Source organism: Serratia nevei (assembly GCF_037948395.1).
Taxonomy (GTDB): domain Bacteria; phylum Pseudomonadota; class Gammaproteobacteria; order Enterobacterales; family Enterobacteriaceae; genus Serratia; species Serratia nevei.
This window is the reverse complement of sequence record NZ_CP149940.1, coordinates 369797-394592: the sequence shown is the minus strand read 5'-3', so window position 1 is coordinate 394592 and position 24796 is coordinate 369797. Positions and strand designations below refer to the sequence as shown.

The 24796-nt window shown below is 60.8% G+C and carries 26 protein-coding genes; 10 read left to right on the top strand and 16 right to left on the bottom strand.

Annotation, left to right across the window (positions count from 1 at the left end; translation table 11 throughout):
- Positions 1-2: 2 nt before the first annotated feature.
- Positions 3-3821 (bottom strand): autotransporter assembly complex protein TamB, encoded by a 3819-nt coding sequence (tamB, locus tag V8N38_RS01800; protein ID WP_147839668.1) that lies wholly within the window; start codon positions 3819-3821, stop codon positions 3-5.
- Positions 3818-5536, bottom strand: coding sequence for an autotransporter assembly complex protein TamA (tamA, locus tag V8N38_RS01795; RefSeq protein ID WP_204275932.1), 1719 nt, complete (start codon positions 5534-5536; stop codon positions 3818-3820). Before tamA ends, tamB begins: the two co-directional genes overlap by 4 nt.
- Before the next feature lie 305 nt (positions 5537-5841).
- Here tamA and msrA point away from each other — a divergent pair, with 305 nt between their 5' ends.
- Both msrA and V8N38_RS01785 read left to right on the top strand, forming a co-directional pair.
- Positions 5842-6483, top strand: coding sequence for a peptide-methionine (S)-S-oxide reductase MsrA (msrA, locus tag V8N38_RS01790; protein ID WP_043139288.1), 642 nt, complete (start codon positions 5842-5844; stop codon positions 6481-6483).
- Between the two features lie 180 nt (positions 6484-6663).
- Entirely contained in the window at positions 6664-7995 is a 1332-nt protein-coding gene (locus V8N38_RS01785) for a hemolysin family protein (protein ID WP_049270169.1), read from the top strand.
- A 68-nt stretch (positions 7996-8063) separates the two neighbouring features.
- Here the strand turns inward: V8N38_RS01785 and V8N38_RS01780 are convergent, their stop codons facing one another.
- Entirely contained in the window at positions 8064-8270 is a 207-nt protein-coding gene (locus V8N38_RS01780; RefSeq protein ID WP_019453363.1) for a DUF1107 domain-containing protein, read from the bottom strand.
- 330 nt (positions 8271-8600) lie between these two features.
- Between V8N38_RS01780 and V8N38_RS01775 the strand changes: the two genes are divergently transcribed.
- Complete coding sequence (locus V8N38_RS01775) at positions 8601-9158, top strand: YtfJ family protein (protein ID WP_025159587.1); 558 nt, start codon at positions 8601-8603, stop codon at positions 9156-9158.
- Position 9159: 1 nt separating this feature from the next.
- Here the strand turns inward: V8N38_RS01775 and cysQ are convergent, their stop codons facing one another.
- Entirely contained in the window at positions 9160-9900 is a 741-nt protein-coding gene (gene cysQ / locus V8N38_RS01770) for a 3'(2'),5'-bisphosphate nucleotidase CysQ (RefSeq protein WP_033644177.1), read from the bottom strand.
- Between the two features lie 255 nt (positions 9901-10155).
- On the opposite strand from cysQ, the gene V8N38_RS01765 reads away from it, so the two are divergent.
- Positions 10156-12108, top strand: coding sequence for a bifunctional 2',3'-cyclic-nucleotide 2'-phosphodiesterase/3'-nucleotidase (locus V8N38_RS01765; RefSeq protein ID WP_060440889.1), 1953 nt, complete (start codon positions 10156-10158; stop codon positions 12106-12108).
- A gap of 118 nt (positions 12109-12226) precedes the next feature.
- The gene (gene ytfE, locus V8N38_RS01760) at positions 12227-12892 is read left to right on the top strand and encodes an iron-sulfur cluster repair protein YtfE (protein WP_070913671.1); all 666 of its coding nucleotides are present in this window, start codon (positions 12227-12229) and stop codon (positions 12890-12892) included.
- A 43-nt stretch (positions 12893-12935) separates the two neighbouring features.
- On the opposite strand, the gene fklB is transcribed toward ytfE, so the two are convergent.
- Entirely contained in the window at positions 12936-13556 is a 621-nt protein-coding gene (gene fklB / locus V8N38_RS01755; RefSeq protein WP_004933618.1) for an FKBP-type peptidyl-prolyl cis-trans isomerase, read from the bottom strand.
- A 267-nt stretch (positions 13557-13823) separates the two neighbouring features.
- On the opposite strand from fklB, the gene V8N38_RS01750 reads away from it, so the two are divergent.
- Positions 13824-14492, top strand: a complete 669-nt coding sequence (locus tag V8N38_RS01750) for an OapA family protein (protein ID WP_047729278.1) — start codon at positions 13824-13826, stop codon at positions 14490-14492.
- Positions 14493-14495: 3 nt separating this feature from the next.
- Here V8N38_RS01750 and V8N38_RS01745 read toward each other — a convergent pair whose 3' ends face one another.
- From V8N38_RS01745 to rpsF, 5 genes are all read right to left on the bottom strand, one after another.
- Complete coding sequence (locus V8N38_RS01745) at positions 14496-14849, bottom strand: DUF488 domain-containing protein (protein WP_047569644.1); 354 nt, start codon at positions 14847-14849, stop codon at positions 14496-14498.
- Between the two features lie 111 nt (positions 14850-14960).
- Positions 14961-15413 (bottom strand): 50S ribosomal protein L9, encoded by a 453-nt coding sequence (gene rplI / locus V8N38_RS01740; protein WP_004933629.1) that lies wholly within the window; start codon positions 15411-15413, stop codon positions 14961-14963.
- Between the two features lie 39 nt (positions 15414-15452).
- Positions 15453-15680, bottom strand: coding sequence for a 30S ribosomal protein S18 (gene rpsR / locus V8N38_RS01735; protein WP_000135199.1), 228 nt, complete (start codon positions 15678-15680; stop codon positions 15453-15455).
- Positions 15681-15684: 4 nt separating this feature from the next.
- On the bottom strand, positions 15685-16002 hold the full coding sequence (gene priB, locus V8N38_RS01730; protein WP_049233092.1) for a primosomal replication protein N: 318 nt from the start codon (positions 16000-16002) through the stop codon (positions 15685-15687).
- Between the two features lie 8 nt (positions 16003-16010).
- Entirely contained in the window at positions 16011-16409 is a 399-nt protein-coding gene (rpsF, locus tag V8N38_RS01725; protein WP_004933634.1) for a 30S ribosomal protein S6, read from the bottom strand.
- 236 nt (positions 16410-16645) lie between these two features.
- Here rpsF and V8N38_RS01720 point away from each other — a divergent pair, with 236 nt between their 5' ends.
- Together V8N38_RS01720 and V8N38_RS01715 are read left to right on the top strand one after the other, a co-directional pair.
- Positions 16646-16867 carry a hypothetical protein gene (locus V8N38_RS01720; protein WP_126179771.1) on the top strand — a complete coding sequence of 74 codons (222 nt, stop codon included), beginning with the start codon at positions 16646-16648 and terminating at the stop codon, positions 16865-16867.
- Complete coding sequence (locus tag V8N38_RS01715; RefSeq protein WP_004933636.1) at positions 16864-17130, top strand: DUF1471 domain-containing protein; 267 nt, start codon at positions 16864-16866, stop codon at positions 17128-17130. The genes V8N38_RS01720 and V8N38_RS01715 overlap by 4 nt, the downstream gene beginning before the upstream one ends.
- A gap of 96 nt (positions 17131-17226) precedes the next feature.
- Here V8N38_RS01715 and V8N38_RS01710 read toward each other — a convergent pair whose 3' ends face one another.
- Complete coding sequence (locus V8N38_RS01710) at positions 17227-17589, bottom strand: hypothetical protein (RefSeq protein ID WP_084826943.1); 363 nt, start codon at positions 17587-17589, stop codon at positions 17227-17229.
- A gap of 123 nt (positions 17590-17712) precedes the next feature.
- A complete protein-coding gene (gene yjfP / locus V8N38_RS01705; protein ID WP_087763021.1) occupies positions 17713-18465 on the bottom strand; it encodes an esterase in 753 nt (250 codons plus the stop codon).
- A gap of 127 nt (positions 18466-18592) precedes the next feature.
- Here yjfP and bsmA point away from each other — a divergent pair, with 127 nt between their 5' ends.
- Together bsmA and V8N38_RS01695 are read left to right on the top strand one after the other, a co-directional pair.
- Positions 18593-18901 (top strand): biofilm peroxide resistance protein BsmA, encoded by a 309-nt coding sequence (bsmA, locus tag V8N38_RS01700; protein ID WP_147839667.1) that lies wholly within the window; start codon positions 18593-18595, stop codon positions 18899-18901.
- A gap of 122 nt (positions 18902-19023) precedes the next feature.
- Positions 19024-19299 carry a DUF1471 domain-containing protein gene (locus V8N38_RS01695; RefSeq protein WP_033638652.1) on the top strand — a complete coding sequence of 92 codons (276 nt, stop codon included), beginning with the start codon at positions 19024-19026 and terminating at the stop codon, positions 19297-19299.
- Here V8N38_RS01695 and V8N38_RS01690 read toward each other — a convergent pair.
- The 4 genes from V8N38_RS01690 to rnr all read right to left on the bottom strand — a co-directional run bounded on the left by V8N38_RS01690 (position 19296) and on the right by rnr (position 24773).
- Positions 19296-19694, bottom strand: coding sequence for a DUF350 domain-containing protein (locus tag V8N38_RS01690; RefSeq protein WP_015376394.1), 399 nt, complete (start codon positions 19692-19694; stop codon positions 19296-19298). The genes V8N38_RS01695 and V8N38_RS01690 overlap by 4 nt on opposite strands.
- Before the next feature lie 66 nt (positions 19695-19760).
- Entirely contained in the window at positions 19761-21389 is a 1629-nt protein-coding gene (locus V8N38_RS01685; RefSeq protein ID WP_069100488.1) for an isovaleryl-CoA dehydrogenase, read from the bottom strand.
- Positions 21390-21505: 116 nt separating this feature from the next.
- Positions 21506-22237, bottom strand: a complete 732-nt coding sequence (gene rlmB / locus V8N38_RS01680) for a 23S rRNA (guanosine(2251)-2'-O)-methyltransferase RlmB (protein ID WP_147839666.1) — start codon at positions 22235-22237, stop codon at positions 21506-21508.
- A gap of 61 nt (positions 22238-22298) precedes the next feature.
- Complete coding sequence (rnr, locus tag V8N38_RS01675; RefSeq protein ID WP_060421893.1) at positions 22299-24773, bottom strand: ribonuclease R; 2475 nt, start codon at positions 24771-24773, stop codon at positions 22299-22301.
- Positions 24774-24796: the final 23 nt, after the last annotated feature.

The following is a 24796-nucleotide window of genomic DNA, read 5'->3' as shown; positions in this document are numbered from 1 at the left end:
CGCTAAAACTCAAACTGATAGAGCAAATCTAATGCCTGATCGAGACCAGACACCGCTTCAAGATACAACTTAGGCATCAGGCGATAACGCAACGTCAGCGTGGCCAGCGAGTCGAAAATGCCCACCCCATATTTTACTTGTAAGCCTGGGAGGACATAGCCGCTCACGACAACCTGGGAATTGTCGCCAACCCCCTGAGTGTCCAGAGCCAAATTACTCACGCCGAATGCCTCGCCGATTTTACCCACAAGTTGACCACTTTGTGCAACCCCCATGCCGATTAACATCGAGGTCATGGCGTTGCCGTCGGCGCCGGAGCTGCTCAAGCCCTGGCCGCGCAGCAGATAAGACAAGGCTTCCTGCTGCGATTTGGCCGGATCGGAGAACACTTCCAGCTTCGGCGCATCCGCCAGGCCGGTCACGCGCACACCGGCGGTCACATCGTCCTCGGTGGATTCCGGGTTGCGGATCGCCTCGATATTCAGCAACGGCTGATCCGGCGGGCCGGAGAACATCAGCTGCCCTTTACGCACGATCAGATCCTGACCATAAGCATGGAATCGGCCGGAAGGGATGTCAATCTGGCCGTTGAGGCCCAGCCCTTTCTTGTCCTGCACCACTTTCAAATCGCCCTTCAGGCGGGCCTTGAGGCCGAAAGCGTCCAGCCGCACGTCGTTGCCGACGTGGATCATCAGATTGCTGTTGATCGGGATCGACGCGGTCTTCGGTTGAATCGGCTTCAGCTGGTCGTCCAACATCACCTCGTCGGAAGAGACGCCCACCGCGCTTTCCGGCAGCTCCTGCACCGTGATACGCGCCCAGGGAATGTCGACCTTGCCGTTGAGCGAGAACAGCTGCGGCGTGGCTTCAAACACCAGATCCGGCGACACGTCGATGCGGATCATCGGCGGCACCGTCACCCGCAGCTTGTCGCCCCTGGCGGCAATGCGCGCACGCCAGGCGTTGATATCGCGCCAGTCGGCATCGCCCGCCAGATTCAGCTGGCCGCGCGTGGTGCTGAGCAACCCTTCCAGCGTCGAGGTCATGCCGTTGAAATTCACCGCCAGCCGCGCGTCGGTCATGTCGAACGGCATCCAGTGCCCCTGCACTTTCGCCCGATCCAACGCCAGGCGCCCGAACACCAGCGGCTTCTGCGCGCTGCCGCCCAGGCGCAGGTTGGCGTTCAGCATGCCCGCCGCGCTTTCGCCCTTCATCAGCGCCGGGTTGATCAGCGCCAGCGAGATGTTGGTGATATTGACGTTGCCGCTGATGGTGCGTCGCACCTGCGGATCCGCCACCTGGATATTGCCGTCGAACTGGCCGTTGTTGGTCAGTTTGATCCGCCAGTCGGCCTGCGCGCGGCCGTTGTTCAGGCCGGCGTTGAGGGTCAGCGTATCGAAGGCGATCGGCAGCGCGTTGCCCTGAACCTGCTGCACCACCTTGACGCCGTTGCCGGCCAGCGTGACTTTCGCCTCCGGCAGCGCGCCGCCCGGCTTCCAGCTGACGTCGGCCCGGCCGGTGAACACGCCGCTCAGGGCGGTGTCCGGGCCGAGGAACGGCTTGATCATCGCCAGGTCGAACCGGTTGAGCACCACGCTGGCCTGGCCGCTCTGGCCGGCTTCAATGGTCTTAGGCACGCACAGCTCGGCGTTTGGGTTCTGCCAACAGTGCGGCCCGACGCTGATCTTCTGCTCGGTGTTCAGGTAGTCCAGCGCGATGGCGCGCGTCAGGCGCCATTCCCCGACCGGCGTATCGAAACGGGTGTTGTTCAGATTGCCGCGCCAGCGCTGCTGCTGACGATCGAAGCTGCCCTGCAGCGCCAGCTGGCCGGAGACCGGCTTGCCGTCAATCTTCAGCTGCAGCTGGTGCTGCTTCTCGCTGCCTTTGGCGTCGAGGGTCAGCAGGCTGACCTCCAGCGCATCCTGCTTCACCTGTTCGACGCGTACCGCCAACTGCCCCTGGATCTGATCCGTGGAGCGCACGTCGCCATCGATCTTCACGCGGTTGATGCGCAGCGCCTGCCACTGCAAGCCGGAAGCGGTCAAATCCGCCAGCAGCTGCGGCGCCTGCAGATTGCCGCGCAGCTTCAGCAGCCCTTTGGCGGTGCCGCCCAGGCCCGGCAGCGCGCCGTCCAGACGCGGTGCGTCGATGTTGGCGTCCAGGTTCCAGCTCTTCTCGTCCAGCTGCCCTTTGACGTTCAGTTGGTTACGCCCCAGCGCCAGATCGATGCCGGGGATTTTCCACTGCCCGGCGGCGTTGCCGCTCAGCGTACCGCGCGCCGTGACCTTGTTCTGCTTCACGTTGCCGTCCAGCTGCAATACCGGCACCTGCAGCTGCCAGCTGCCGCCGTGCAGGCTGCCGCGCGTGGTGATCTTGCCATCCAGCTTCGCCGGCCATTCCGGCCACTGCTTGGCGGTATTGATGCCGCTCAGCGTCAATTGCGAGGTCCAGCTGATGGCTTTGCTCCAGTCCACCAGCGCGGTAAGATCGGTATTGCCCTGCAGCGCCGCCAGGCGCAGGCGCTCCAGCTTGAACTGCTCGACGTTGCCTTTGCCGTCCAGCGTCAGCACCGCCGGCGGCAAGTCCTGGCCTTTCAGATTGGCGCGCGTCGACAGCGCGTAGTCGGTCGCCTTGCCGTTAAAGCGCAGGCGGAAGTCATTGACCTGATACTGCGCCTCGCCGCTCAGCGGCCATTTCAGCTGCTTGCTCTGCAACGTCAGCGCCAGCGGCAGGCCGGCTTCGGCCAGCCGGGTTTGCACATCGAGCTGGGCGCCGACCGGGCCGGACAGGTTCAGCGCCACCTTCAGCTCGTCACGCAGCCCACCGCCGATGTTCAGCTTCACCTTCTCGCCCTTCAGCGGTTCGATATTCAGCGCGCTGTTGGCGGTCAGGGCCACCGGCCAGTCGCCGGTCAGGGTTGCCTGCCCCTGCACTGACAGCGTGCCCTGAGGCGACTTCACGTCGAAGTTGTCCAGTTGGATATGCTGATCCTGCGTGCTGGCCTGCAGTAACAGGCTCGTGATTAGCACGTCGGTATCGCCGGTCAAGCGCAGCTGCTCGCCGCTGATCTCTTTGACGGTGATATCCAACGGCAGGCGGATGTCCGGCAGATCCGGCAACAGCGGTTTGGCGAACAGTTCTTTCAGCGTTTCGCCCAGCGGCTTCTCTTCCGGCTGAGGTGCCGGCTTCGCCGCGTCGGTAACCTGCTCGCCGACCTTTTTCGCCACCTCGACCGCCGGCTGCACCGCTTCCGGCAACGGGTTTTGCGGCGTTTTCGGCAAGGCGATCAGCAGCGAGCCGATCTTGGTCGGCATCAGCGTCAGCGCGCGCTCTTGCCACTGCGCGCCGGTGCGGAACTCGGCCAGAGAGATGGCGGTGTCGTCGACGGTGACCTTGACGTTGTTCAACGCCAACAGGCGCAGCGTGATCGGATAAGGCGTGCTGAGATTGGTGGTCGGCTCACTGCTCTCCTCCATCGGCGCGGAAGGCGCCATCTCTTTGGTGTTCACCGCCACGTCCACATCCTGGGCGGTCAAGGCATTGACGCACAGCGAGCTGCGTTTAAAGCAGGACAGGTCAAGGGAGAGATGGAACTGCCCGGCGTTGACCGTCACACCCGGCATCTGATATTTCACGCCCTTCAGCGTCAGATCGCGCCAGCCGCCGCTGACGCCGGCGATCTCCAGCCCCGGCACCCAGCGCGCCGCGCCGTTGATGACCATATGCAAACCGGTGGTGGTGCCTATCAGGAAGGCCAGGCCGCCGATCAGCAACAGCAGAACGACCAGAAATCCGAGACAAATCTTTTTAACCAGGCTCATAGTTCAGGCCCCAAACCGATGTAGAACTGCATCCCGTGGGTGTCCTTGTCTCCCACAGGCGCGGCGATATCCAGCTTCACCGGCCCCACCGGCGACTGCCAGCGCACGCCTACGCCGGCGCCGGTCTTGAAGTTGCTTTTCTTGATATCGTTCACCGCTTCACCGGAGTCGACGAACATCGCCCCCCACCATTTGCCGGTCACGTTGTACTGGTACTCCAGCGAGCCGGTCAGCATCTTGGAGGCGCCGGTCAGCTTGCCGTCGCCATCGCGCGGCGAAATGTCTTTGTACTTGTAGCCGCGAATGCTGCGGTCACCGCCGGCGAAGAAGCGCAGATCCGGCGGCACCTTGTCGAAGTCGTTGGTTTCGATCCAGCCCACCTGGCCGCGCGCCACGAAACGGTGCTTGTCGGCCAGCGTGCGGATCCACACGTTCTGCGCCTGCATCAGCGCGAAGTCCACGCCGGACCCCCAGGTGGTGTCGGACACGTCGATAGAGTAGCGCTGGCTGTCGCCCCAGGTCGGCATCAGGCCGCCGCGCGAGCGGGTGCGGTTGAAACTGACGCCGGGATACAGCAGCATGGTGGTGTTGCTGACGTTACCCTGGGTAAAGTTATCCCAGCGCCAGGTCAGGTTGATCGCCCGCTGCCAGCCGCTGGAGAGATCCCAGTTGCGCGAGGCCACCACTTTGGAGGTGACGGACTTGGTGTCGTTAAGATTGACGTTCTTGAGGCCGCCCTGCAGCAGGTAATACTGCTCCAGCGGGTTCTTCAGCAGCGGGATCTTGTAGGTCAGATCCAGCTGCTGCTCCGGCGCCGACACGCTGGCGCTGGTTTCCAGGCTATGCCCGCGATCGTTGAGCCAGGGCTTTTTCCAGGTGCCTTTCACCCGCGGGCCGACGTCGGTGGAGTAACCGATACCGGTTTCGACGGTGTTGCGCGTGCGCGGCGTCACCAGCGCGTCCAACGGCAAAATCTTGTTCTCTTTGGCATCGTTGAAATCAGGGGATACCACCACCGAGTTGAACCAGTTGGTGGCGGACAAACGGCGGTTCAGCTCGGCCAAATCCTCCGAACTGTAGTAATCCCCCTGATGAAAGGGCACCAGATTTTGCAGATAGTCTTCGCGGATTTGCGAGCCGGTGAATTTTACCTTGCCGAAGCGGTAACGTTCGCCGCTGTTGAAATCGATATCCCAAAACGCCTTGTGCAGATCTTCGGCCACGCCGAGCTGGCTTTTGGTCATGTCGGCATCGAAATAGCCTTTGCGCAGCGCCAGGCCGGTGAGCGAGCCTTTGAAACTGTCATACTTGCCGTGGTTAAGGATCTCGCCGATGGTCGGCCGGTCCTTCTTTACCAGCGCCAGGTAGTCCTCATCGGTCTTCGCGCCGCCTTCCAGCACGATGTTGGCGCCGGCGATACGCACCGGTTCGCCCGGATTGACCTTGGCATGCAGCACCGGGCGCGACATCCCCGGCCGATCGTCCAGCGTAAATTCGATGGTCGGCTGATAATAGCCGAGCGCGCGCAGCCCCTGGCGCACCGCCTCATCCACCCGTGCGCGGAAGCGACCGTCGGTGCCGACCTCTTCAGGCGTGATCGACGACAGGCGCACCCGAACGTTTTTTTCCAACTCTCCGCTTAACCCTTCCACCTGCAACCGCACGTTCGCCGCGTAGGCTGCAGGTGCCGCAAGCAACACAGCTATCAAGCACATGACCGGGTACTTTGGCACGTGTTCTCCTTATTGATTTTACTTTCCTGTTATGGTGTTCGCTCCGGGGCCAGGGCAGACTCCGCGCTATCATGACGGCAGCCCTCTTCAGCCTTGTTCCGGACGCCGCCCGCCGCGCTTTGCCACCGCCGCGCAACAGGCGAATTCTTCACTTTTGGCGCTCAAAATACTGCGTTAAGCTTATACATAAACCCAACTTGCCACTTATTGTGGGCAAAGACGCGGTGAGATACAACCGAACCGCCCCCATGTAGGGTCAATTCTTACTGTGACAACAGGAGTCAACCGTGGTGCCATTTTTTGATAAATCACAAACCGTCGATAAGGCAAGCGCGCTGCCTGGCCGCACCACGCCAATGCCTGTCGCAACGCTCAACGTGGTCACCGAACACTCGATGACCCAGGTGCCGGCAGGCATGGAAGTGGCGATCTTCGCCATGGGCTGTTTCTGGGGCGTTGAGCGCCTGTTCTGGCAGCAGCCGGGCGTCTACAGCACCGCCGCCGGCTACAGCGGCGGCTACACGCCGAACCCGACCTACCGCGAAGTGTGCAGCGGCCAGACCGGCCACGCCGAAGTGGTACGCGTGGTGTTCGATCCGCAGGTCGTCAGCTACAAACAGCTGCTGCAGGTATTCTGGGAAAATCACGATCCGGCGCAGGGCATGCGCCAGGGCGGCGACGTCGGCACCCAGTACCGCTCGGCGATTTACACGCTGAGCCCGGAGCAGCAGGCCGAGGCGGAAAGCAGCCTGCAGCGCTTCCAGCAGGCGATGGACGCGGCGGGCGACAAGCGCGTCATCACTACCGAGATCGCGCCGGCGCTGCCGTTCTATTACGCGGAGGACGATCATCAGCAGTACCTGTTCAAGAATCCGGAAGGCTACTGCGGGCTGGGTGGCATCGGCGTTTGCCTGCCGCCGCAGGGCTAATCCGATGCCGGCCGGCGGCACTTTTTTAACCGCTGGCGGCCCCTGTGGGGCAACTGCTATACTATGCGGGCCGCTTCTGCGGCCCGATAGCTTCCCTTCTGGTTGTTATCGCTGCTTTTTTTACTATGTACTACCCTTCCTCAAGAGCGCCGGCATCCCGTCGGCACGTATGGATAGATTATGTTAAACAGTATTTTACTGATTCTTTTTCTGATCGCGGTGAGTGCGTTCTTCTCACTGTCGGAAATCTCTCTGGCCGCCTCGCGCAAGATCAAACTGAAGCTGATGGCGGACGAAGGCAACATCAACGCCGCCAGAGTGCTTAAACTGCAAGAAACCCCAGGCATCTTCTTCACCGTGGTGCAGATCGGCCTGAACGCCGTGGCCATCCTCGGCGGTATCGTCGGCGATGCGGCTTTTTCTCCCACTTTCAAGGTGTTGTTCGATCGTTTCCTGTCGCCCGAACTGGCGGAACAGGTCAGCTTCATCTGCTCCTTCGTGCTGGTGACCAGCCTGTTTATCCTGTTCGCCGATTTGACCCCGAAGCGCATCGGTATGATTGCACCAGAGACGGTCGCCGTCCGGATCATCAACCCGATGCGTTTCTCCATCATGATCTTCCGCCCGCTGGTGTGGTTCTTCAACGGCATGGCCAACCTGATCTTCCGCATGTTCAAGCTGCCGATGGTGCGTAAGGACGACATCACCTCCGACGACATCTACGCGGTGGTGGAAGCCGGTGCCCTGGCGGGCGTGCTGCGCAAGCAGGAACACGAGCTGATTGAAAACGTGTTCGAACTGGAATCGCGCACCGTGCCGTCTTCGATGACCTCGCGTGAAAGCGTGGTGTACTTCGACCTGCGCGAAAGCGAAGAGAGCATCAAGGAGAAGGTCTCGACCCATCCGCACTCCAAGTTCCTGGTGTGCGACGGCCATATCGATCAGGTGGTCGGCTACGTCGATTCCAAAGACCTGCTGAACCGCGTGCTGGGCAATCAGAGCCTGGTGCTGAGCAGCGGCGTGCAGATCCGTTCTGCGCTGATCGTGCCGGATACGCTGACGCTGTCCGAAGCGTTGGAAAGCTTCAAGACCGCCGGCGAAGACTTCGCGGTGATCCTCAATGAATATGCGTTGGTGGTGGGCATCATCACCCTTAACGACGTGATGACCACGCTGATGGGCGATCTGGTTGGCCAAGGCCAGGAAGAGCAGATCGTGGCGCGCGACGAAAGCTCATGGCTGATTGAAGGCGGCACGCCGATCGACGACGTGATGCGCGTACTGGACATCGACGAGTTCCCGCAGGCGGGCAACTACGAGACCATCGGCGGCTTTATGATGTATATGCTGCGCAAGATCCCGAAACGCACCGACTTCGTCAAATACGCCGGCTACAAGTTCGAAGTGGTGGATATCGACAGCTACAAGATAGACCAGCTGCTGGTCACCCGGCTGAGCGACAAACCGGCGGCGGTACTGCCGAAAGCCCCGGAAGACACCCCGGCGGCTTGACGCCAGCCGGCAAAAACATCAGCGGCCCCATCGGGGCCGCATTTTTTTTACCGCTGTCAGCGCAGTGTTCAGCCAAACTCGGCCTGCAACAGCAGCACCTGGCGGTTTACTTCAGACATCACGCTGAAATGGCGCTTGTCACGAATCTTCGGCGGCAGGATTTTCCCCTCGTCGAATTCAAATGCGCCCACGTCCTTGATATACAGCCTTCCGCGAAACAGGGTCTTAACGTACTTTGCCACTTTCAAAGGGTTATAACGCTGGAAGATTCTCATTCTTTTACGCTCCTCCCGTTGATCCATGCGCTCAGCGAGCCGCCAAAGGTGGCAGCCTCGAAATTCAGAACGCAACTTGATTGCATGTAGTAGACCCAGTAAAGACCAGAACGTTCACTTCTGCCCGGTGATCTACGCTGGATTTACACTTTTTGACAGAATTGTATATGATAATTTATAACGTTTTCAGTATATCCCTTCAAAATCTGATGATTAGCGAACCAAGGGAAAATCTGCGATCCGGTTAACAGGACAGACCTCTTATCACATCCTATGCTTTAGGCTGTCGAAGTGCTGTCGCACAAATTCCACTCATTACAAGGAGAAAGCATGAAAACAAGTCGCATGCTGATGGTATCCCTGCTGCTCGCCCCGCTTTTCGCTTCCGCGCACAACTTCCAGCTCCAGCAGCGCGTAGCGCCGGTCGGCGTCAGCGACAAAGGAGAGCTCAATTACGCTGACGGTAATTTTAGCTACCAGAACTGGAACAGCGCGCAGCTCAGTGGAAAAGTGCGAGTGATACAACATATTGCCGGCCGCAGCTCCGCCAAAGACATGAACGACCCACTGATTGAAGCGATCAAGAAAGCGAAGCTACCACACGATCGTTACCAAACGACGACAATCGTCAACACCGACGATGCCCTGATGGGCACCGCGATGTTTGTGCGCAGCAGCATTGAAGACAGCAAGAAGGAGTTCCCATGGTCGCAGTTTATCGTCGACAGCGACGGCAACGTGCGCAAGGCCTGGGATCTGCAGCCGAAAGGCTCCGCCATCGTGGTGTTGGATAAGCAAGGGCGCATTCAGTTCGCCAAAGACGGCGCGCTGACGCCGGAAGAGGTGCAGCAGGTGATGTCCAAGCTGCACCAGCTGTTGGCGAACTAACTCAGAACAGCGACACCCGGAAGCCGGGGTTGAGGAAAGATTCACGCGGGGTATAGAGCAACGGCTTGCCCTGCCAATCGTGAATTTGCGCCCCGGCGGCCACCGCCACCGCATGCCCTGCGGCGGTATCCCAAATGTTGGTCGGCCCGAAGCGCGGATAGAGCTGCGCCTTGCCTTCCGCCACCAGGCAGAACTTCAGCGAGGAGCCGACGGACACGGTCTGGTGCTCACCCAGCTGCTGCAAATAGTCTTTCAGTTCATCGTCGATATGCGAGCGGCTCACCACCACCAGCGGCGGATGCGCGTTGCTGACGCCGATCGCCTGCCGCACGCCCTTCTCTTCTTTCCAGGCCTTGCCGCGCTCCGCCAGATACAGCACGTCGATCGCCGGGGCGTACACCACCCCCATCACCGCCTGCCCGTCTTCAATCAGGGCGATATTGACCGTGAACTCACCGTTGCGGTGCAAGAACTCTTTGGTGCCGTCCAACGGATCGACCAGCCAGTAGCGCGTCCAGTTGCGGCGTTCTTCCCACGCCGGCGGATCTTCTTCCGACAGCAGCGGCACCTCGGGCGTCAGCGCCGCCAGGCCGCGCTTGATGATGTGATGTGCCGCCAGATCGGCCGCCGTCACCGGTGAATCATCTTTTTTCTGTGCGACATCAAGCGGTTGTTCACCGTCGTACACCGCCATGATCGCCGCCCCCGCCTCGCGGGACAGTTGGCAAATTCGCTCTAACATCATGCACCTCAACTCTGCATCTCCGTGGGAAATTTCCCCCTGTCTCTGCTAGCAGACTAGTTTTTTTTACGCCGAATATCCATCTCAACCGGCTAACCCCCGGGAATTCCTCAGATCTTGTTGGGCACAACTGTGAACTTCCCCGCGTTACCTGCCGCCGTTTTCTGCCACACTTCACAGTTTGCTGTGGCAAGCAATGTTAATTACATTTCCCTCTGCGATAACACTCGAATAATGGAATGGAGAGAGCCCAAAATGATGAAGCATCCCCTGACGCTGTCCGCGCTTGCGCTGCTGGTGTGCGCCTCGGCGCAGGCGGCCACCGTCGACCTGCGCGTGCTGGAAACCACCGACCTGCACAGCAACATGATGGACTTCGATTACTACAAGGACACGCCGACCGATAAATTCGGCCTGGTGCGCACCGCCAGCCTGATCCAGCAGGCGCGCCAACAGGCTACCAACGCAGTGTTGGTGGACAACGGCGACATCATTCAGGGCAGCCCGCTCGGCGACTACATGGCGGCCAAGGGGCTGAAACCGGGCGACGTGCATCCGGTCTATAAGGCGATGAATACGCTGAACTATGTGGTCGGCAACATCGGCAACCATGAATTCAACTACGGGCTGGACTACCTGAAGAACGCCATCGCCGGCGCCAAGTTCCCGTATATCAACGCCAACGTCATCGACGCCAAAACGCAAAAACCGCTGTTCACGCCGTACATCATCGTCGATACGCCGGTGAAAGACCGCGACGGCAAGGCGCATACGCTGCGCATCGGCTACATCGGCTTCGTGCCGCCGCAGATCCTGGTGTGGGACAAGGCTAACCTGCAGGGCAAGGTGACGGTGGACGACATCACCGCCACCGCCAAACGCTACGTGCCGGAAATGCGTAAACAGGGCGCCGATCTGGTGGTGGCGATCCCGCATTCCGGGCTGTCCAGCGAGCCTTACAAGGCAATGGCGGAAAACTCGGTCTACTACCTCAGCCAGGTACCGGGCATCGACGCCATCATGTTCGGCCACGCCCATGCGGTGTTCCCGAGCAAGGACTTCGCCAATATCAAAGGCGCGGATATCGATAAGGGCCTGCTGAACGGCGTACCGGCGGTGATGCCGGGCCAATGGGGCGATCATCTCGGCGTGGTCGACCTGCAGCTCAACAACGATAGCGGTAGCTGGAAAGTGACCGCCGCCAAAGCGGAAGCACGGCCGATCTACGACAAAGAGAACAAGAAATCGCTGGCGGCGGAAGACGCCGCGCTGGTGAAAGTGTTGGCGGACGATCACAAGGGCACGCGCGAGTTCGTCAGCCAGCCGATCGGCAAATCCGACGGCAACATGTACAGCTACCTGGCGCTGGTGCAGGACGATCCGACGGTGCAGATCGTCAACAATGCGCAGAAGGCCTACGTTGAACATTACATTCAGGGCGATCCGGATCTGGCCGATCTGCCGGTGCTGTCGGCGGCGGCGCCGTTCAAGGTCGGCGGCCGCAAGAACGATCCGGCCAGCTTCGTCGAAGTGGAAAAGGGCCAACTCACCTTCCGCAACGCCGCCGATCTCTATCTCTACCCCAATACCCTGGTGGTGGTGAAGGCCAGCGGCAAAGAGGTGAAAGAGTGGCTGGAGTGCTCCGCCGGCCAGTTCAACCAGATCGACGTCAACAGCGCCAAGCCGCAGGGCTTGATCAACTGGGACGGCTTCCGCACCTATAACTTCGACGTGATCGACGGCGTCAATTACCAGATCGACGTCAGCCAGCCGGCGCGCTACGACGGTGAATGCCAGCTGATCAACGATAAGGCGGAGCGCATCAAGCAGTTGACCTTCAACGGCAAGCCGATCGATCCGAACGCCACCTTCCTGGTCGCCACCAACAACTACCGCGCCTACGGCGGCAAATTTGCCGGCACCGGCGACAAACACATCGCCTTCGCTTCGCCGGATGAAAACCGTTCAGTGCTGGCGGCCTACATCAGCGCCGAAACCCAGCAACACGGCGCGGTGCATCCGCAGGCGGACAACAACTGGCGTTTGGCGACCTTCAGCAGCCAGCAACCGCTGGATATCCGCTTCGAGACCTCGCCGTCGGACAAAGCGACGGCGTTTATCAAGGAGCACGCTCAATATCCGATGACCGCCGAAGGCAATGACCGCATCGGTTTCGCGGTGTATCGCATCGATCTTAGCGCGAAATAATCACCCGGCCGGGGTCCCCAGCCCCGGCCACTTTCTCTTCGATTTTCCCGCTGGCGCGCCCTTTAAATTGCATTTAAAATGCATGTTATAGGATTCCTTCGTTTAAAGAGGCACTACCATGGATTACCGCAATCAATCCCTTGGCGCGCTCGCTATCGCCATTCCCCGTGCATCCCGTCTGTTTCGCCAGCATCAGCTGGATTTCTGCTGCGGCGGCCGGCAATCGCTGGCACGCGCCGCCGAGCGCAAAGGGTTAGATATCGACAGGCTGGAAAACGAACTGGCCGCCCTGGCCGCCACGCCGGAGCCAAGCCGGGACTGGCGCACGGCGCCGCTCGGTGAGGTGATCGATTACATTCTGCCGCGCTTTCATCAGCGACACCGCGAGCAGCTGGCAGAACTGGTGCTGATGGCGGAAAAGGTCGAACGCGTGCACGGCGACAAGCCCAGCTGCCCGCGCGGGTTGGCGAAGCAGCTGAACCTGATCCGCCTGGATCTGGAGAATCACATGATGAAAGAGGAGCAGATCCTGTTCCCGCTGATCAAACAGGGCATGGGGCCGCAGGCCGCCGGACCGATCTCGGTGATGGAGCATGAACATGACGAGGCGGGTGAGCAGCTGGAAGTGGTGAAGTTCCTCACCGATAACGTCACGCCGCCGGAGGGCGCCTGCACCACCTGGCGAGCGCTGTACACCGGCATCGACGAGTTCATCGGCGATCTGATGGAGCACATCAGCCTGGAAAACAATCTGCTGTTCCCGCGCGCGCTGCGCGGCGCATAAAATAAGGGCGCCACGAAGGCGCCCAGAGCAATCCTCGGTGGGATTACAGGATTTCCAGCAGCTCGACGTCGAACACCAGCGCGCTGAACGGCGGGATGGACGCGCCAGCGCCACGCTCGCCATAGGCCAGGTTGTGCGGGATATACAGCTGCCATTTGGAGCCGACCGGCATCAGGGTCAGCGCTTCGATCCAGCCTGGGATCACGCCGCTGACCGGGAATTCTGCCGGCTGGCCGCGCTCGACCGAGCTGTCGAACACGTCGCCGTTGATCAGACGACCGGTGTAGTGCACACGCACGCGGTCCTGACGGGACGGGATCGGGCCGTTGCCCTGCTCCAGCACGGAGAACTGCAGGCCGGACTCGGTCAGCGTCACGTCGTCGCGCTTGGCGTTGTCGTCCAGGAATTTCTGGCCTTCAACGGCCATCGCCTGCTGGCGCTCGCGGCGCACCGCGTCCGCACGCTCGTGGATCTCACGCAGCGCACGGTGCACCACGTCTACCGGAACCGCCGGGGCATTCCCTTCCAGCGCGTCACGCAGACCCGCCAGCAAAGCTTCCGGTTGCAAACCTTCCAGCCCGGACTCTTGCAGCTGCTGGCCGACCTGTAAACCAATCCCGTAACTTGCTTGCGCTTCAACGCTGTCAAAAGAAGGGGTTGTCATGGGGTTTTCCTTAAGTCTGTAAAAAGTCGAAAGCGCAGCATAACAGCGCGTCAATGCCGGGTAAAATCTTGTGTGGAGAATGATGACTTTTGTCGTAGAAAAAGAAACAATAACCTTCTGTTAACGCCCGCAGCCGCAAACCGCGGCTCTGCCGCTCAGCTGCCTTTCGCTTCAATCAGTTAGCGGACTATACTGAAAGCAGGATATCGGGCAGGCGAGGCGCTTGCCGCGCCGCGCTAATTACTACGCCGTCGAAGAGAGGTCACCATGGGCAGAATCGCGCCCAGGAGAAGGAAAACCACCCGCATCTACCAGCCGCTGCTGCGCACCTGGCTGAATGTCAGCCAGCGCCTGAAACCGGGCGCCGCACCCACGTCTGAAGGCGCGGAACCGCCATCGGAGCCACCGCCGGCCAACGACAAAATGCAGCAGGTCAAAGCGCTGCTGGCCAAAGTCTGGCATCTGCCGGACGGTTTCCATTGGATGGAGCCACTGCCCTACTTCCACCGCCGCTGGGTGCTGATCTTCGGCATCATCCTGCTGCTGGCCCTGCTGTGGCCGTACTCGCCCGAAAGACAGCCGTTCCCGGTTTCCCAGCAGGAAACCAGCGTGCCGCTGCAGGCCGATCTGCAAAACGGCGGCACCACGTCTGCCAACGAACCAACGCCGGCGGGCAACTGGCAGCGTTATCAGATCCAGCCCGGCCAGACCCTGGCCCAGCTGTTTCGCGACAACAATCTGCCGGTGAATGAAGTGTTCGCCATGGCGCAGGTGGAAGGCGGCGACAAGCCGCTGAGCAACATGAAAGCCGGCCAGGAAGTGCGCATCGAACGCGACGCCAACGGCGTGATTAACGCGCTGTCGGTTACCACGGTGGACAACAGCCAGGCGCTGTTCCGCCGCCAGGCCGACGGCAGCTACCGCCGGGAACGCTAATCCCTACAGCTGCGCCAGCAAAAACTCGCGCAGCACCACGCCCTGGTTGTGCTCGGTATCTTTGCTGCCATACAGCAGCGTCAGCGTTTGCCCCTGCCGTAACAGCGCCACCAGCGGCTGCCAGGCGTCGTTGGCCGCCAGCTGTTGGCGGTAACGCGCCTCGAAGACCGCCCACTGGTCGGTATGCTGATGGAACCACTTGCGCAGTTCGTCATCCGGCGCCACCTGTTTCAGCCACTGCACGCCCGTCAGCCGCGCCTTGCTGATGCCGCGCGGCCATAGCCTGTCTATCAGATAACAGTGTTCCGGCGCCGGCGCGCTGAAATCATAAACCCGCTGTAGCGTAATCTTTGCCATCGCACGCTCTCCTTTTCATCCCGTCTTCAAGCGTAGCGCGTTTTGCCGGGCGCAGAAAAGCAAAACGCCAGCGCGAGGCTGGCGTTTTAACCGGGTTAACAGCAGCGTAAATTACGCTTCTGCAACCACAACTACATTCAGCTGTGCGAACACGTCGCTGTGTACCTGGAAGTGCACTTCGTGCTCACCAGTGGTACGCAGAACGCCGTTCGGCAGACGAACTTCGCTCTTGGCAACTTCAACGCCTGCCGCAGTCACTGCGTCAGCGATGTCGCGGGTGCCGATAGAGCCGAACAGTTTACCTTCGTCGCCAGATTTGGAAGCGATGGTGACTGAACCCAGTTCGTTGATCTTGGTTGCGCGAGCTTCAGCAGCAGCCAGAACGTCAGCCAGTTTGGCTTCCAGTTCAGCACGGCGTGCTTCGAAGAACTCAACGTTTTTCTTGGTAGCAGGAACAGCTTTGCCCTGTGGTACCAGGAAGTTACGAGCGTAGCCCGCTTTAACGTTAACTTGATCACCCAGGCTGCCCAGGTTTGCTACTTTATCAAGCAGAATAACTTGCATTACCTTATCCTCTCAAAGTCGTTAATGGACAGTGGCCGATTACTGATGACGATCAGTGTACGGCAACAAAGACAGGTAGCGCGCGCGCTTGATAGCACGGGCCAGCTGGCGCTGATATTTTGCACGAGTACCGGTGATACGGCTCGGTACAATTTTACCACTTTCGGTGATGTAGTTTTTCAGCGTAGCGATGTCTTTATAGTCAATCTCTTGAACGCCTTCCGCGGTGAAACGGCAGAACTTGCGACGACGGAAATAACGTGCCATTTGGCTAGTCTCCAGAATCTATCAATTCAATCTGCTCGGCATGCAGAACCAATTTGCTCAGCCCGTTGCGCCCTTGATGGCAGCTTACAAAGCCTTGCACGGTAATCTGACTGCCGACCGTTAATCTTTGAGTTAGTGCTTGTGACTGTTGTCCGCTGACAACCACGGGCATTCGGCACCATGCTTGTCTGCTGAATCCGGCTTCCATCTGCTGCGAACGGTGCTCTAGCACAAATTGGCAGTGCGGTATCCCGGAAGGACTCACTTTTCGAACCGGCGCCTTGCACACAGTGCCCGACAAAACCAGACGATTAGCCGTCACGGCGGCAATTACTCTTCAGAATCCCCAGCATCTGCATCATCTGCGGTTTCGTTAGCGAAGTCTTCGCGGCGATCGCCACGACGTTCGTCTTTCGCTTTAACCATCGGAGATGCTTCAGTTACCGCGTGCTTAACGCGCATAACCATGCTGCGGATAACGGCGTCGTTGAAGCGGAAGTTAGTTTCCAGCTCATCGATCGCTTCCTGCGGCGCTTCAACGTTCAGCAGAACGTAGTGAGCCTTGTGCAGTTTGTTGATCGGATAAGCCAGCTGACGGCGGCCCCAGTCTTCCAGACGGTGAATCTGACCTTGCGCGTTAGTGATGGTAGCACTGTAACGCTCGATCATGCCCGGAACCTGTTCGCTTTGGTCAGGATGGACCATAAAAACGATTTCGTAATGACGCATCGAATTGCTCCTTACGGATTATTCAGCCTCCTGTCAGGGTCAACCGCGGCCCATGGAAGCAAGGAACGTGTTTAGTGTGCGGCTGAAAAATGACGCGTAATCATACTGACGCAGGGCGGGAAACTCAAGGACTGCGTGGGTTTTATTCGCGTTAATGCGAGGCGTTATGGGAAATAGCACAATTTGCTCGTGGGAGAACCTATGTACGCCGATCCATCGGTTTCAAAAATCTTTCAATGAAATCAGCGCTGAGTCACAAATCTATTTCACTTTTTTTGAAAGAGGTCATCAAAAGCCCCCGCTTTTTAATCCGCCGCAACGGACTAAAATTAACCATATCCGCCGCAGACAGCGCGACGAAAAAGATTTCAGGTTATTCAATGCAGATAAATGACTTTTTGCCGCAGCGACATTCGCTGTCAGGCCGTAACGGCAAAGGGTTAAGAGAGGCACTATGAAACGCATCATTCTCGCAACGGCGCTGGCCGCCCTGTTTTCCGCCAACGTAATGGCCGCAACGGAGATCACCTCGCACCAGGCCGATCAACGCCAGAGCGTCGGCTTCGTCACCCTGAACCAGAACGTGGTTTCGCCGGATGACGCCAGCAGCCAGGTCAGCAAAATCGCCGATCAACGCGGCGCAAGCTCTTATCGCATCATCGCCCTGCACGAACCGGGCGACAACAGCACGATGCACGTCAGCGCCGAGCTGTACCGCTAAAAACGCACGCCACGCCAGGGAAATCCCCAGGGCTTCATCAGAAAGCCTGTTCAGTCCGCACCGGAGCGCCGCCCGTTGGGCGCTCCGCTTCCCTCATCACAGCTTGAGCAGCGTCGGCATGCTGAACGCCTTGCCCGGATTATGTAATTGCAGCGCCATCTGCAGATAATTTGTCCGCGTTTGCAACAACTCGGCGCTACCCGTCAGGGTCGCCCGCTGTTCGAACGAGAGCGTATCGGCCGCTGCGGTGTGAGTGGCTGCCGCTTTCGGCGCGGAGGCGAACAACGCCGTCATGTTTTGCACCGTCTGCGCCGTGATGCGCGACAGCGGATTCGCCTGGTTTTGCCGCGCCTTGCCGTCGGCGGCCCCCAACATCTCACTGAAGGCCGCTGAGTTAAGCTCGGCGCGCGCTTTCATCGTTCCCATTAAACCGGCCGTACTGCCGATGCTTTTTATCATGCCCTCTGCTCCTTGCTGCCCTGAAAGAATTCACGCTGACATTCTCCCCTTCATTCGGCCAAACGATGGCCGAAACAGCAGGCACAGAGCGGTGCAATTCCTGGCATCGCGCCCGGCGGAGCATTACAGTTCGCGGCGGAAGAAGTCGGCCGTGGCGGACAGCGCCAGCGGCGTGATGCGGTGCTTCACCCCCGGTTCGATGAGCGACGTCAAACGGCCGTCCGCGCCTTGCTGCCGCAGTTCAGCCGCCAAACGCAGGCTGTCCGCCGCCGGCACCACGTCGTCCGTCTCGCCGTGCCACAGCAGCAGCGGCCGCCCGGCGATCGCCGCCAAACGCCCTTCCAGCTCATACTCCGCCAGCACGGCGGTGCGCGCCGCAAACGCTGGCGGAGAGAGCGCCTCGCCCTCTTCGCCCAACGGCGGATACAGCGTTTGCGCCAGCGCACGGTAATAGCCGGAACCCATCAGGCTGGCGGCCGCCCGGATCCACGGGAAGCGCGCGAAGGCGCCAAGCGCGGTCATGCCCCCCATAGAGGCACCGGCGACGCCGATACGCCCGTCGGCAATCAGGCCGAGCCGCTCGAAATGCGCCTTGATCTGCGGCAGCTCGTCGATATTGCTGCGCAGGATCTCCCAAAACGTGGCCAGACGCCGCGCCTCATCGCCGTCGAACCGCTCGCCGTGCCGATCGGCATCCGGCAATATCACCCGAAAACCGGCGCGCGCCAGCGCATAGGCGAAGTAGGCGTACACCTCTTTCGACGAGGTATAGCCATGACAGAAGAACACCGTCGGCAAGGGCCGCTGATAGTGCCCTGCGGGGACGGCATGGATCACCGCAATATCGCCCGCCCGCTCGTCATGAATTTCGATCATCCGTTCATCCTCAACTCACCTGTTGGCATTCATCATGACAAACTTGCGCCAGCCAGCGTTAGCTCAATCTGTTCCAGCTTATATTGCGTTACACTGAAGCCATCGTACCGGCTCTTTCGAGGTCACCATGACGCTTGTCCGCACACTCATCGCCCTGACGCTGGCCGCACAGCTTTCCGCCTGCGGCATCATGACCACCACGCCGAAACCGCCGCCACCGCCCACCGCACAGGCGCAGGAGATCGTCCGCGCACAGACCACCGAGCTGGTGAAGATAGGTACCGTCACCGCCGTGGTGCGCGGCAGCCCGATGGACGTGGAAGCGGAGATCCAGCGCAAGGCCACCGCCGCCGGCGCCCGGTATTACGTGATCATCATGAACAGCGAAACCATCGTGCCGGGCCAATGGTATTCCCAGGCGATCCTGTATCGGTAAGGCGGGGATTTTTTAAGCAGATTTACACTGGCTTTGCACAGGCTGAAGTAGGGTATTGCACACTGTCGGACAGCATGCCGCATGTTGCGGGTGCGATTCAGGATCTGACGAAGGGGAACGCCATGAAACGCTCCACCGCACTCACCTCCCTCCTGCTTTCAGTAGGGCTGCTCAGCACCGGCGCACAGTCCGCCGAGCTGGCGCCCGCCGATCGCGTGACGCCGCTCAGTGAAATCGCCGAGATCACCTTTAACGATCTGCCCGGTTCACCGCAGGAGGCGGAGCAGGCCATCGCTCGCACCGCCGGCCAACACGGCGCCAGCTATTACCGCATCCTGCGGATGGAAGAACAGGCGCACCCGCTTGGCTGGCGCGCCTCGGCCATCTTATACCTTTAGTAGCTCATGCAAGCCGCATTCAACACGCCGCCGCTCACGGAGACGCCCCCCAGGAAAATCCCGGCGGCCAGGTGGTTCGCTTCGATCTTGTCGCTGATGCGTGGCATGTAGATCTTCACGGCCGCGAACAGCAGCAGTTGCACCACCAGCGCCACTACGCCCCACAGCAGGTAATCCAGCAGGCTGATCGAGTTGATCGCCGCGCTGGCCAACGGGATCACATACCCCAGGCAAGCGCCGATGAAAGCAAAGGCGGCGGATTGATTATCGGCCTTGATCAGCGCCCATTCGTCGTGCGGAGTGATGCGGGTATAGACGAACAGAAACACCAAAATCATGGCGAAACCGCTGAAGAAATAAGAGGCGAACGCCGCCAACGCGCTGAGAATATCCATGTGCATTTTCCTGTCAGAGTGAGGCTGAATTAAAAAGGTTTTCGCCGCCGCGCGCCACCCTTTTCCCTAACCGCCGATAGCGCGGTTGAGCAGCAGTTCGCACACCTCGGCCGACAGCAGGCTCTCGCCGCGGTGATCCAGCGTCAGGTGGCACCAGGCGTCGGCTATCTGCGGGCTGGCATGCTGCAGCAGCTGCGCGGCACAGCACAGGTCGAACAGCTGCTGGGTCAGCAGCCGCCCCATCTCTTCACGCGGTTGCCGGGCACGCTGCTGCCACTGCCGCCAGGCGTGATCGAACAAGCGATTCTGGCCGCGCACCGGCTGCAGCTCGAACTGCAGCATTTCGAGCGCGCCCGGCAGCTTGTGCAGGCTGCGCAACACGTCCAGACACATGATGTTGCCGGAACCTTCCCAGATGCTGTTGACCGGCATCTCGCGATACAAGCGTGGCAGCTCGCTCTCTTCGCAGTAGCCGATACCGCCCAGCACCTCCATCGCCTCGGCGATGAACGGCATGCCCTGGCGACAGATGCTGTATTTGGCCGCCGGGGTCAGCAGGCGGCTGTAGATCAGTTCGCCCTCATTGCTGCGGCTTTCCCAGGCGCGGGCCAGCCGGAACAGCAACGCGGTATGCCCTTCCAGCCGCAGCGCCATACGCGCCAAAACCTGGCGCATCAGCGGTTGTTCGATCAAGAGCTTGCCGAACGCCTGCCGCTGCAGCGCATGATACAGCGCCACCGACAGCCCGCGGCGCATCAGGCCGTGGCTGCCAAGCGAGCAGTCGAAACGGGTCAGGCCGCCCATCTTCAGGATATGCCGCACGCCGTCACCCTCATCCCCCAACAGCCAGGCGGTGGCGTCCTGAAACTCCACTTCGCTGCTGGCGTTGGAGCGGTTACCCAGCTTGTCTTTCAATCGCTCCAGGCGAATGGCGTTGCGGCTGCCGTCCGGCAAAATGCGCGGCAGGAAGAAACAGGACAACCCGCCTTCGGCCTGCGCCAGCACCAGGTGCGCATCGCTCTGCGGCACCGAGAAGAACCACTTGTGCCCCACCAGCCGGTAGGCTTCACCCGGCCCGCGCGCGCCGAGCGGCGCGGCGGTAGTGGTATTGCTCAAAACGTCGGAACCACCCTGCTTCTCCGTCATGCCCATGCCGATCAGCAGGCCGCGCTTTTGCCCGCCCGGCAGCAGGTGAGCGTCATAACGATCCGACAGCAGCGGCGTCAGCCAGGAGCGAAACTCGGCCGGCAACGCCTGCAGCAACAGCGGCGTAGCGCCGAAGGTCATGGTCACCGGGCACAGCGTACCGGCCTCAACCTGCGCATGCAGCATAAAGCGCGCGGCGCGCGCCACGAAGGAACCGATGCGCGCATCCTCCTGCCAGGGCAGGTTGTGCACCCGGTTGGCGATCAGCCCCTGCATCAGGATATGCCAGGCGGGATGAAAGCGAACGTCGTCCAGCCGCTGGCCAGTGGCGTCGTAGCGCAGCAGCTCCGGCGGGTTGGCGTTGGCCAGGCGGCCCAGCTCCAGCGACTCCTGGGTGCCAAGCTGCTGGCCCAGCGAAGCCAATACCTCGGCGTCCCAGCCGCCCTGCTCGCGCTGCAACGCTTCGCGCAGCGGCGTATCGGAGAGAAACAGGTTGCTGTTGCCCAGCGGCTTGGGTTGGTTAAAAACGGTGTGCGTAGTCCAGACCATGAGAGTGCTCCCTGAGAAAAGCGTCAGGAGTAAGTATGGTCGGCGCAGAGATTTCTGCCGAAGGCGGGATCACAAGAGGGGGAATTAACGGGGGCTCAGGGCCCCCGTCAGGAGGATCAGCCGCGCTGACGCACCGCTTCGAACAGGCAAATGCCGGTGGCGACCGACACGTTCAGCGAAGAGACGGTACCGGCCATCGGGATACTGATCAGCTCGTCGCAGTGTTCGCGGGTCAGACGACGCATGCCTTCGCCTTCCGCGCCCATCACCAGCGCCATCGGGCCGGTCATTTTGCTCTGATACAGCGTATGGTCGGCTTCGCCGGCGGTACCCACCACCCAGACGTTCATTTCCTGCAGCAGGCGCAGCGTGCGCGCCAGGTTGGTCACGCGGATCAGCGGCACGCTCTCGGCGGCGCCGCAGGCCACTTTCTTGGCGGTGGCGTTCAGTTGGGCAGAACGGTCGCGCGGCACGATCACCGCGTGCACGCCGGCAGCGTCGGCGCTGCGCAGGCAGGCGCCGAGGTTATGCGGGTCGGTCACGCCGTCCAGCACCAGCAGGAATGGCGTTTCCACTCTCTCCAACAGGCCTGGCAGATCGTTTTCCTGATACTGACGCCCTTCGCGCACCCGGGCAATGATCCCCTGGTGTACCGCGCCTTCAACCTTGTCATCCAGCCACTGGCGGCTCGCCACCTGGATCACGATGCCGGTCGCTTCCAGCTCGGCGATCAGCGGTTGCAGGCGGCGATCTTCGCGGCCTTTCAGGATAAACACTTCCAGGAAGCGTTGCGGATCGCGCTCTAACAGGGCTTTGACGGCGTGAATGCCGTAAATAATTTCGCTCATGATGCTCTTTTAAATTCGTGCGGCCGGCGATAACCGGCCGATGGTAACGATGTGCGGCAGGTTAAGCCTGCTCGGCACCTTTCTTCTTGGCTGCGCGTTTGGCTTTGGTCGCCGCCGCGATTTTCCGCGTTTTGTCGGACGCTTTCTTGGCTTTCTTCTTCGCCTTCTTCACGTTGTCCGCGGGCTTGGCGTCATCCTGCTTGCGGAAGGCGCTGTCCGGCTCGAAGTTGGCCGGCGGTTTGCCGCCGCGGCGCTTGCCGCGCCCCGCGCTACCGCTGTCGCGCAGCGTGCGCTGGCCGCCCTTCTTGGCGCGATCGCGCTCGGTTTTGCCTTCACCGCGCGCTTTGCGGGTGCTGGACACCAGCGCGAAGTCGATCTTGCGCTCGTCCATATGCACCGCGTCCACGCGGATCTCCACCGTATCCCCCAGGCGATAGACCGTGCCGGAAGACTCGCCGATCAGGCGTTGGCCGATATTATCGTAGCGATAGTAATCATTATCCAGCGTTGATACGTGCACCAGCCCGTCGATGAACAGATCGTTCAGGCGCACAAAGAAGCCGAAGCCGGTCACGCTGGAGATGATGCCGCTGAACACTTCACCGACGTGATCCTGCATGAAGTCGCACTTCAGCCAGTCGGCGACGTTGCGCGTCGCTTCGTCCGCGCGGCGCTCGGTCATCGAGCAGTGTTCGCCCAGCTGCAGCATCTCTTCGAATTCGCTGTGCCAGCCGCCGGTCGGCGTCCAGCGCTCTTTCGGCTCGCCGTGTTCTTTGGCCAGCTGATATTTGATCGCGCGGTGCAGCGCCAGATCCGGATAACGGCGGATCGGCGAGGTGAAGTGGCCGTAAGACGCCAGCGCCAGGCCGAAGTGGCCGCGGTTTTCCGGATCGTAAATCGCCTGCTTCATCGAACGCAGCAACATGGTTTGCAGCATTTCGTGGTCAGGGCGCTCGGACACTTCATCCATCAGCACCGCATAGTCCTTCGGCTGCGGCTTGTTGCCGCCGCCCAGCGTCAGACCCAGCTCGCTCAGCACGCTGCGCAGCGCGGAGATGTGGTCGTCGCTCGGACGATCGTGCACGCGGTACAGCGCCGGCTCGTTGCGTTTCTCGACGAAGCGCGCGGCCGCCACGTTGGCCATGATCATGCACTCTTCGATCAGCTTGTGGGCGTCGTTGCGCACCGTCGGCTCCACGCGCTCGATGCGGCGTTCGGCGTTGAAGATGAACTTGGCTTCTTCGGTTTCAAACGCGATGCCGCCGCGCTCGGCGCGCGCCTTATCCAGCACCTTATACATCGCGTGCAGCTCTTCCAGGTGCTTGACCAGCGGATGGTAGTGCTCGCGCAGCTCCTGATCGCCCTGCAGAATGTGCCACACCTTGTTATAGGTCAGGCGAGCGTGCGAGCTCATCACCGCTTCGTAGAACTTGGCCGTGGACAGGCGCCCCTGGGCGGAGATGGTCATCTCGCACACCATGCACAGGCGATCGACCTGTGGGTTCAGGGAGCACAGCCCGTTGGACAGCACTTCCGGCAGCATCGGGATCACCTGCGACGGGAAGTACACCGAGTTACCGCGGCTGCGCGCTTCATCGTCCAGCGCGGTGCGCGGGCGCACGTAGTAACTGACGTCGGCGATCGCAACCCACAGGCGCCAGCCGCCGCCGCGTTTTTTCTCGCAGTACACGGCGTCATCGAAGTCGCGTGCGTCTTCACCGTCGATGGTGACCAACGGCAGCTTGCGCAGATCGACGCGGCCCTTCTTGGCCGCTTCCGGCACCTGCTCACTGAGATCGGCCACCTGCTTTTCCACCTGCGGCGGCCAGGTATGCGGGATCTCATGGGTGCGCAGCGCGATGTCCACCGCCATGCTGGTGCCCATCTTGTCGCCGAGGATCTCGACGATCTTGCCGACCGCCTTGGTGCGACGGGTCGGACGCTGCGTCAGCTCCACCACCACCATAAAGCCCATGCGCGCGCCGCTGACGCTGTCCGCCGGGATCAGAATATCGAAGCTCAGACGGCTGTCGTCCGGCACCACGAAGCCGGTGCCGGCATCCATGAAGAAGCGGCCGACAATCTGGCTGGTTTTCGGCACCAGCACGCGCACGATGCGCGCTTCGCGGCGCCCTTTGCGATCCGCGCCCAAGGCCTGCGCCAGCACCACGTCACCGTGGATCGCCATTTTCATCTGTTCGGCAGACAGGTACAGATCGTCTTTGCTGCCTTCCACGCGCAGGAAGCCGTAGCCGTCGCGGTGGCCGATCACCGTGCCGCGCAGCAGATCCAGACGTTCCGGCAGCGCGTAGCACTGGCGGCGGGTAAACACCAGCTGGCCATCGCGCTCCATGGCGCGCAGGCGGCGGCGCAGCGCTTCCAGCTGCTCTTCACCGCTGAGACCCAGTTCGTTGCCCAGTTCTTCGCGGCTGGCCGGCGTTTCACGTTTCGCCAAATGGGCCAGGATATATTCACGACTGGGGATGGGGGATTCGTATTTTTCTGCTTCTCGTTCCAGGAATGGATCTTGTGACATTGCGGTTCCTCCGTTGTCATCAG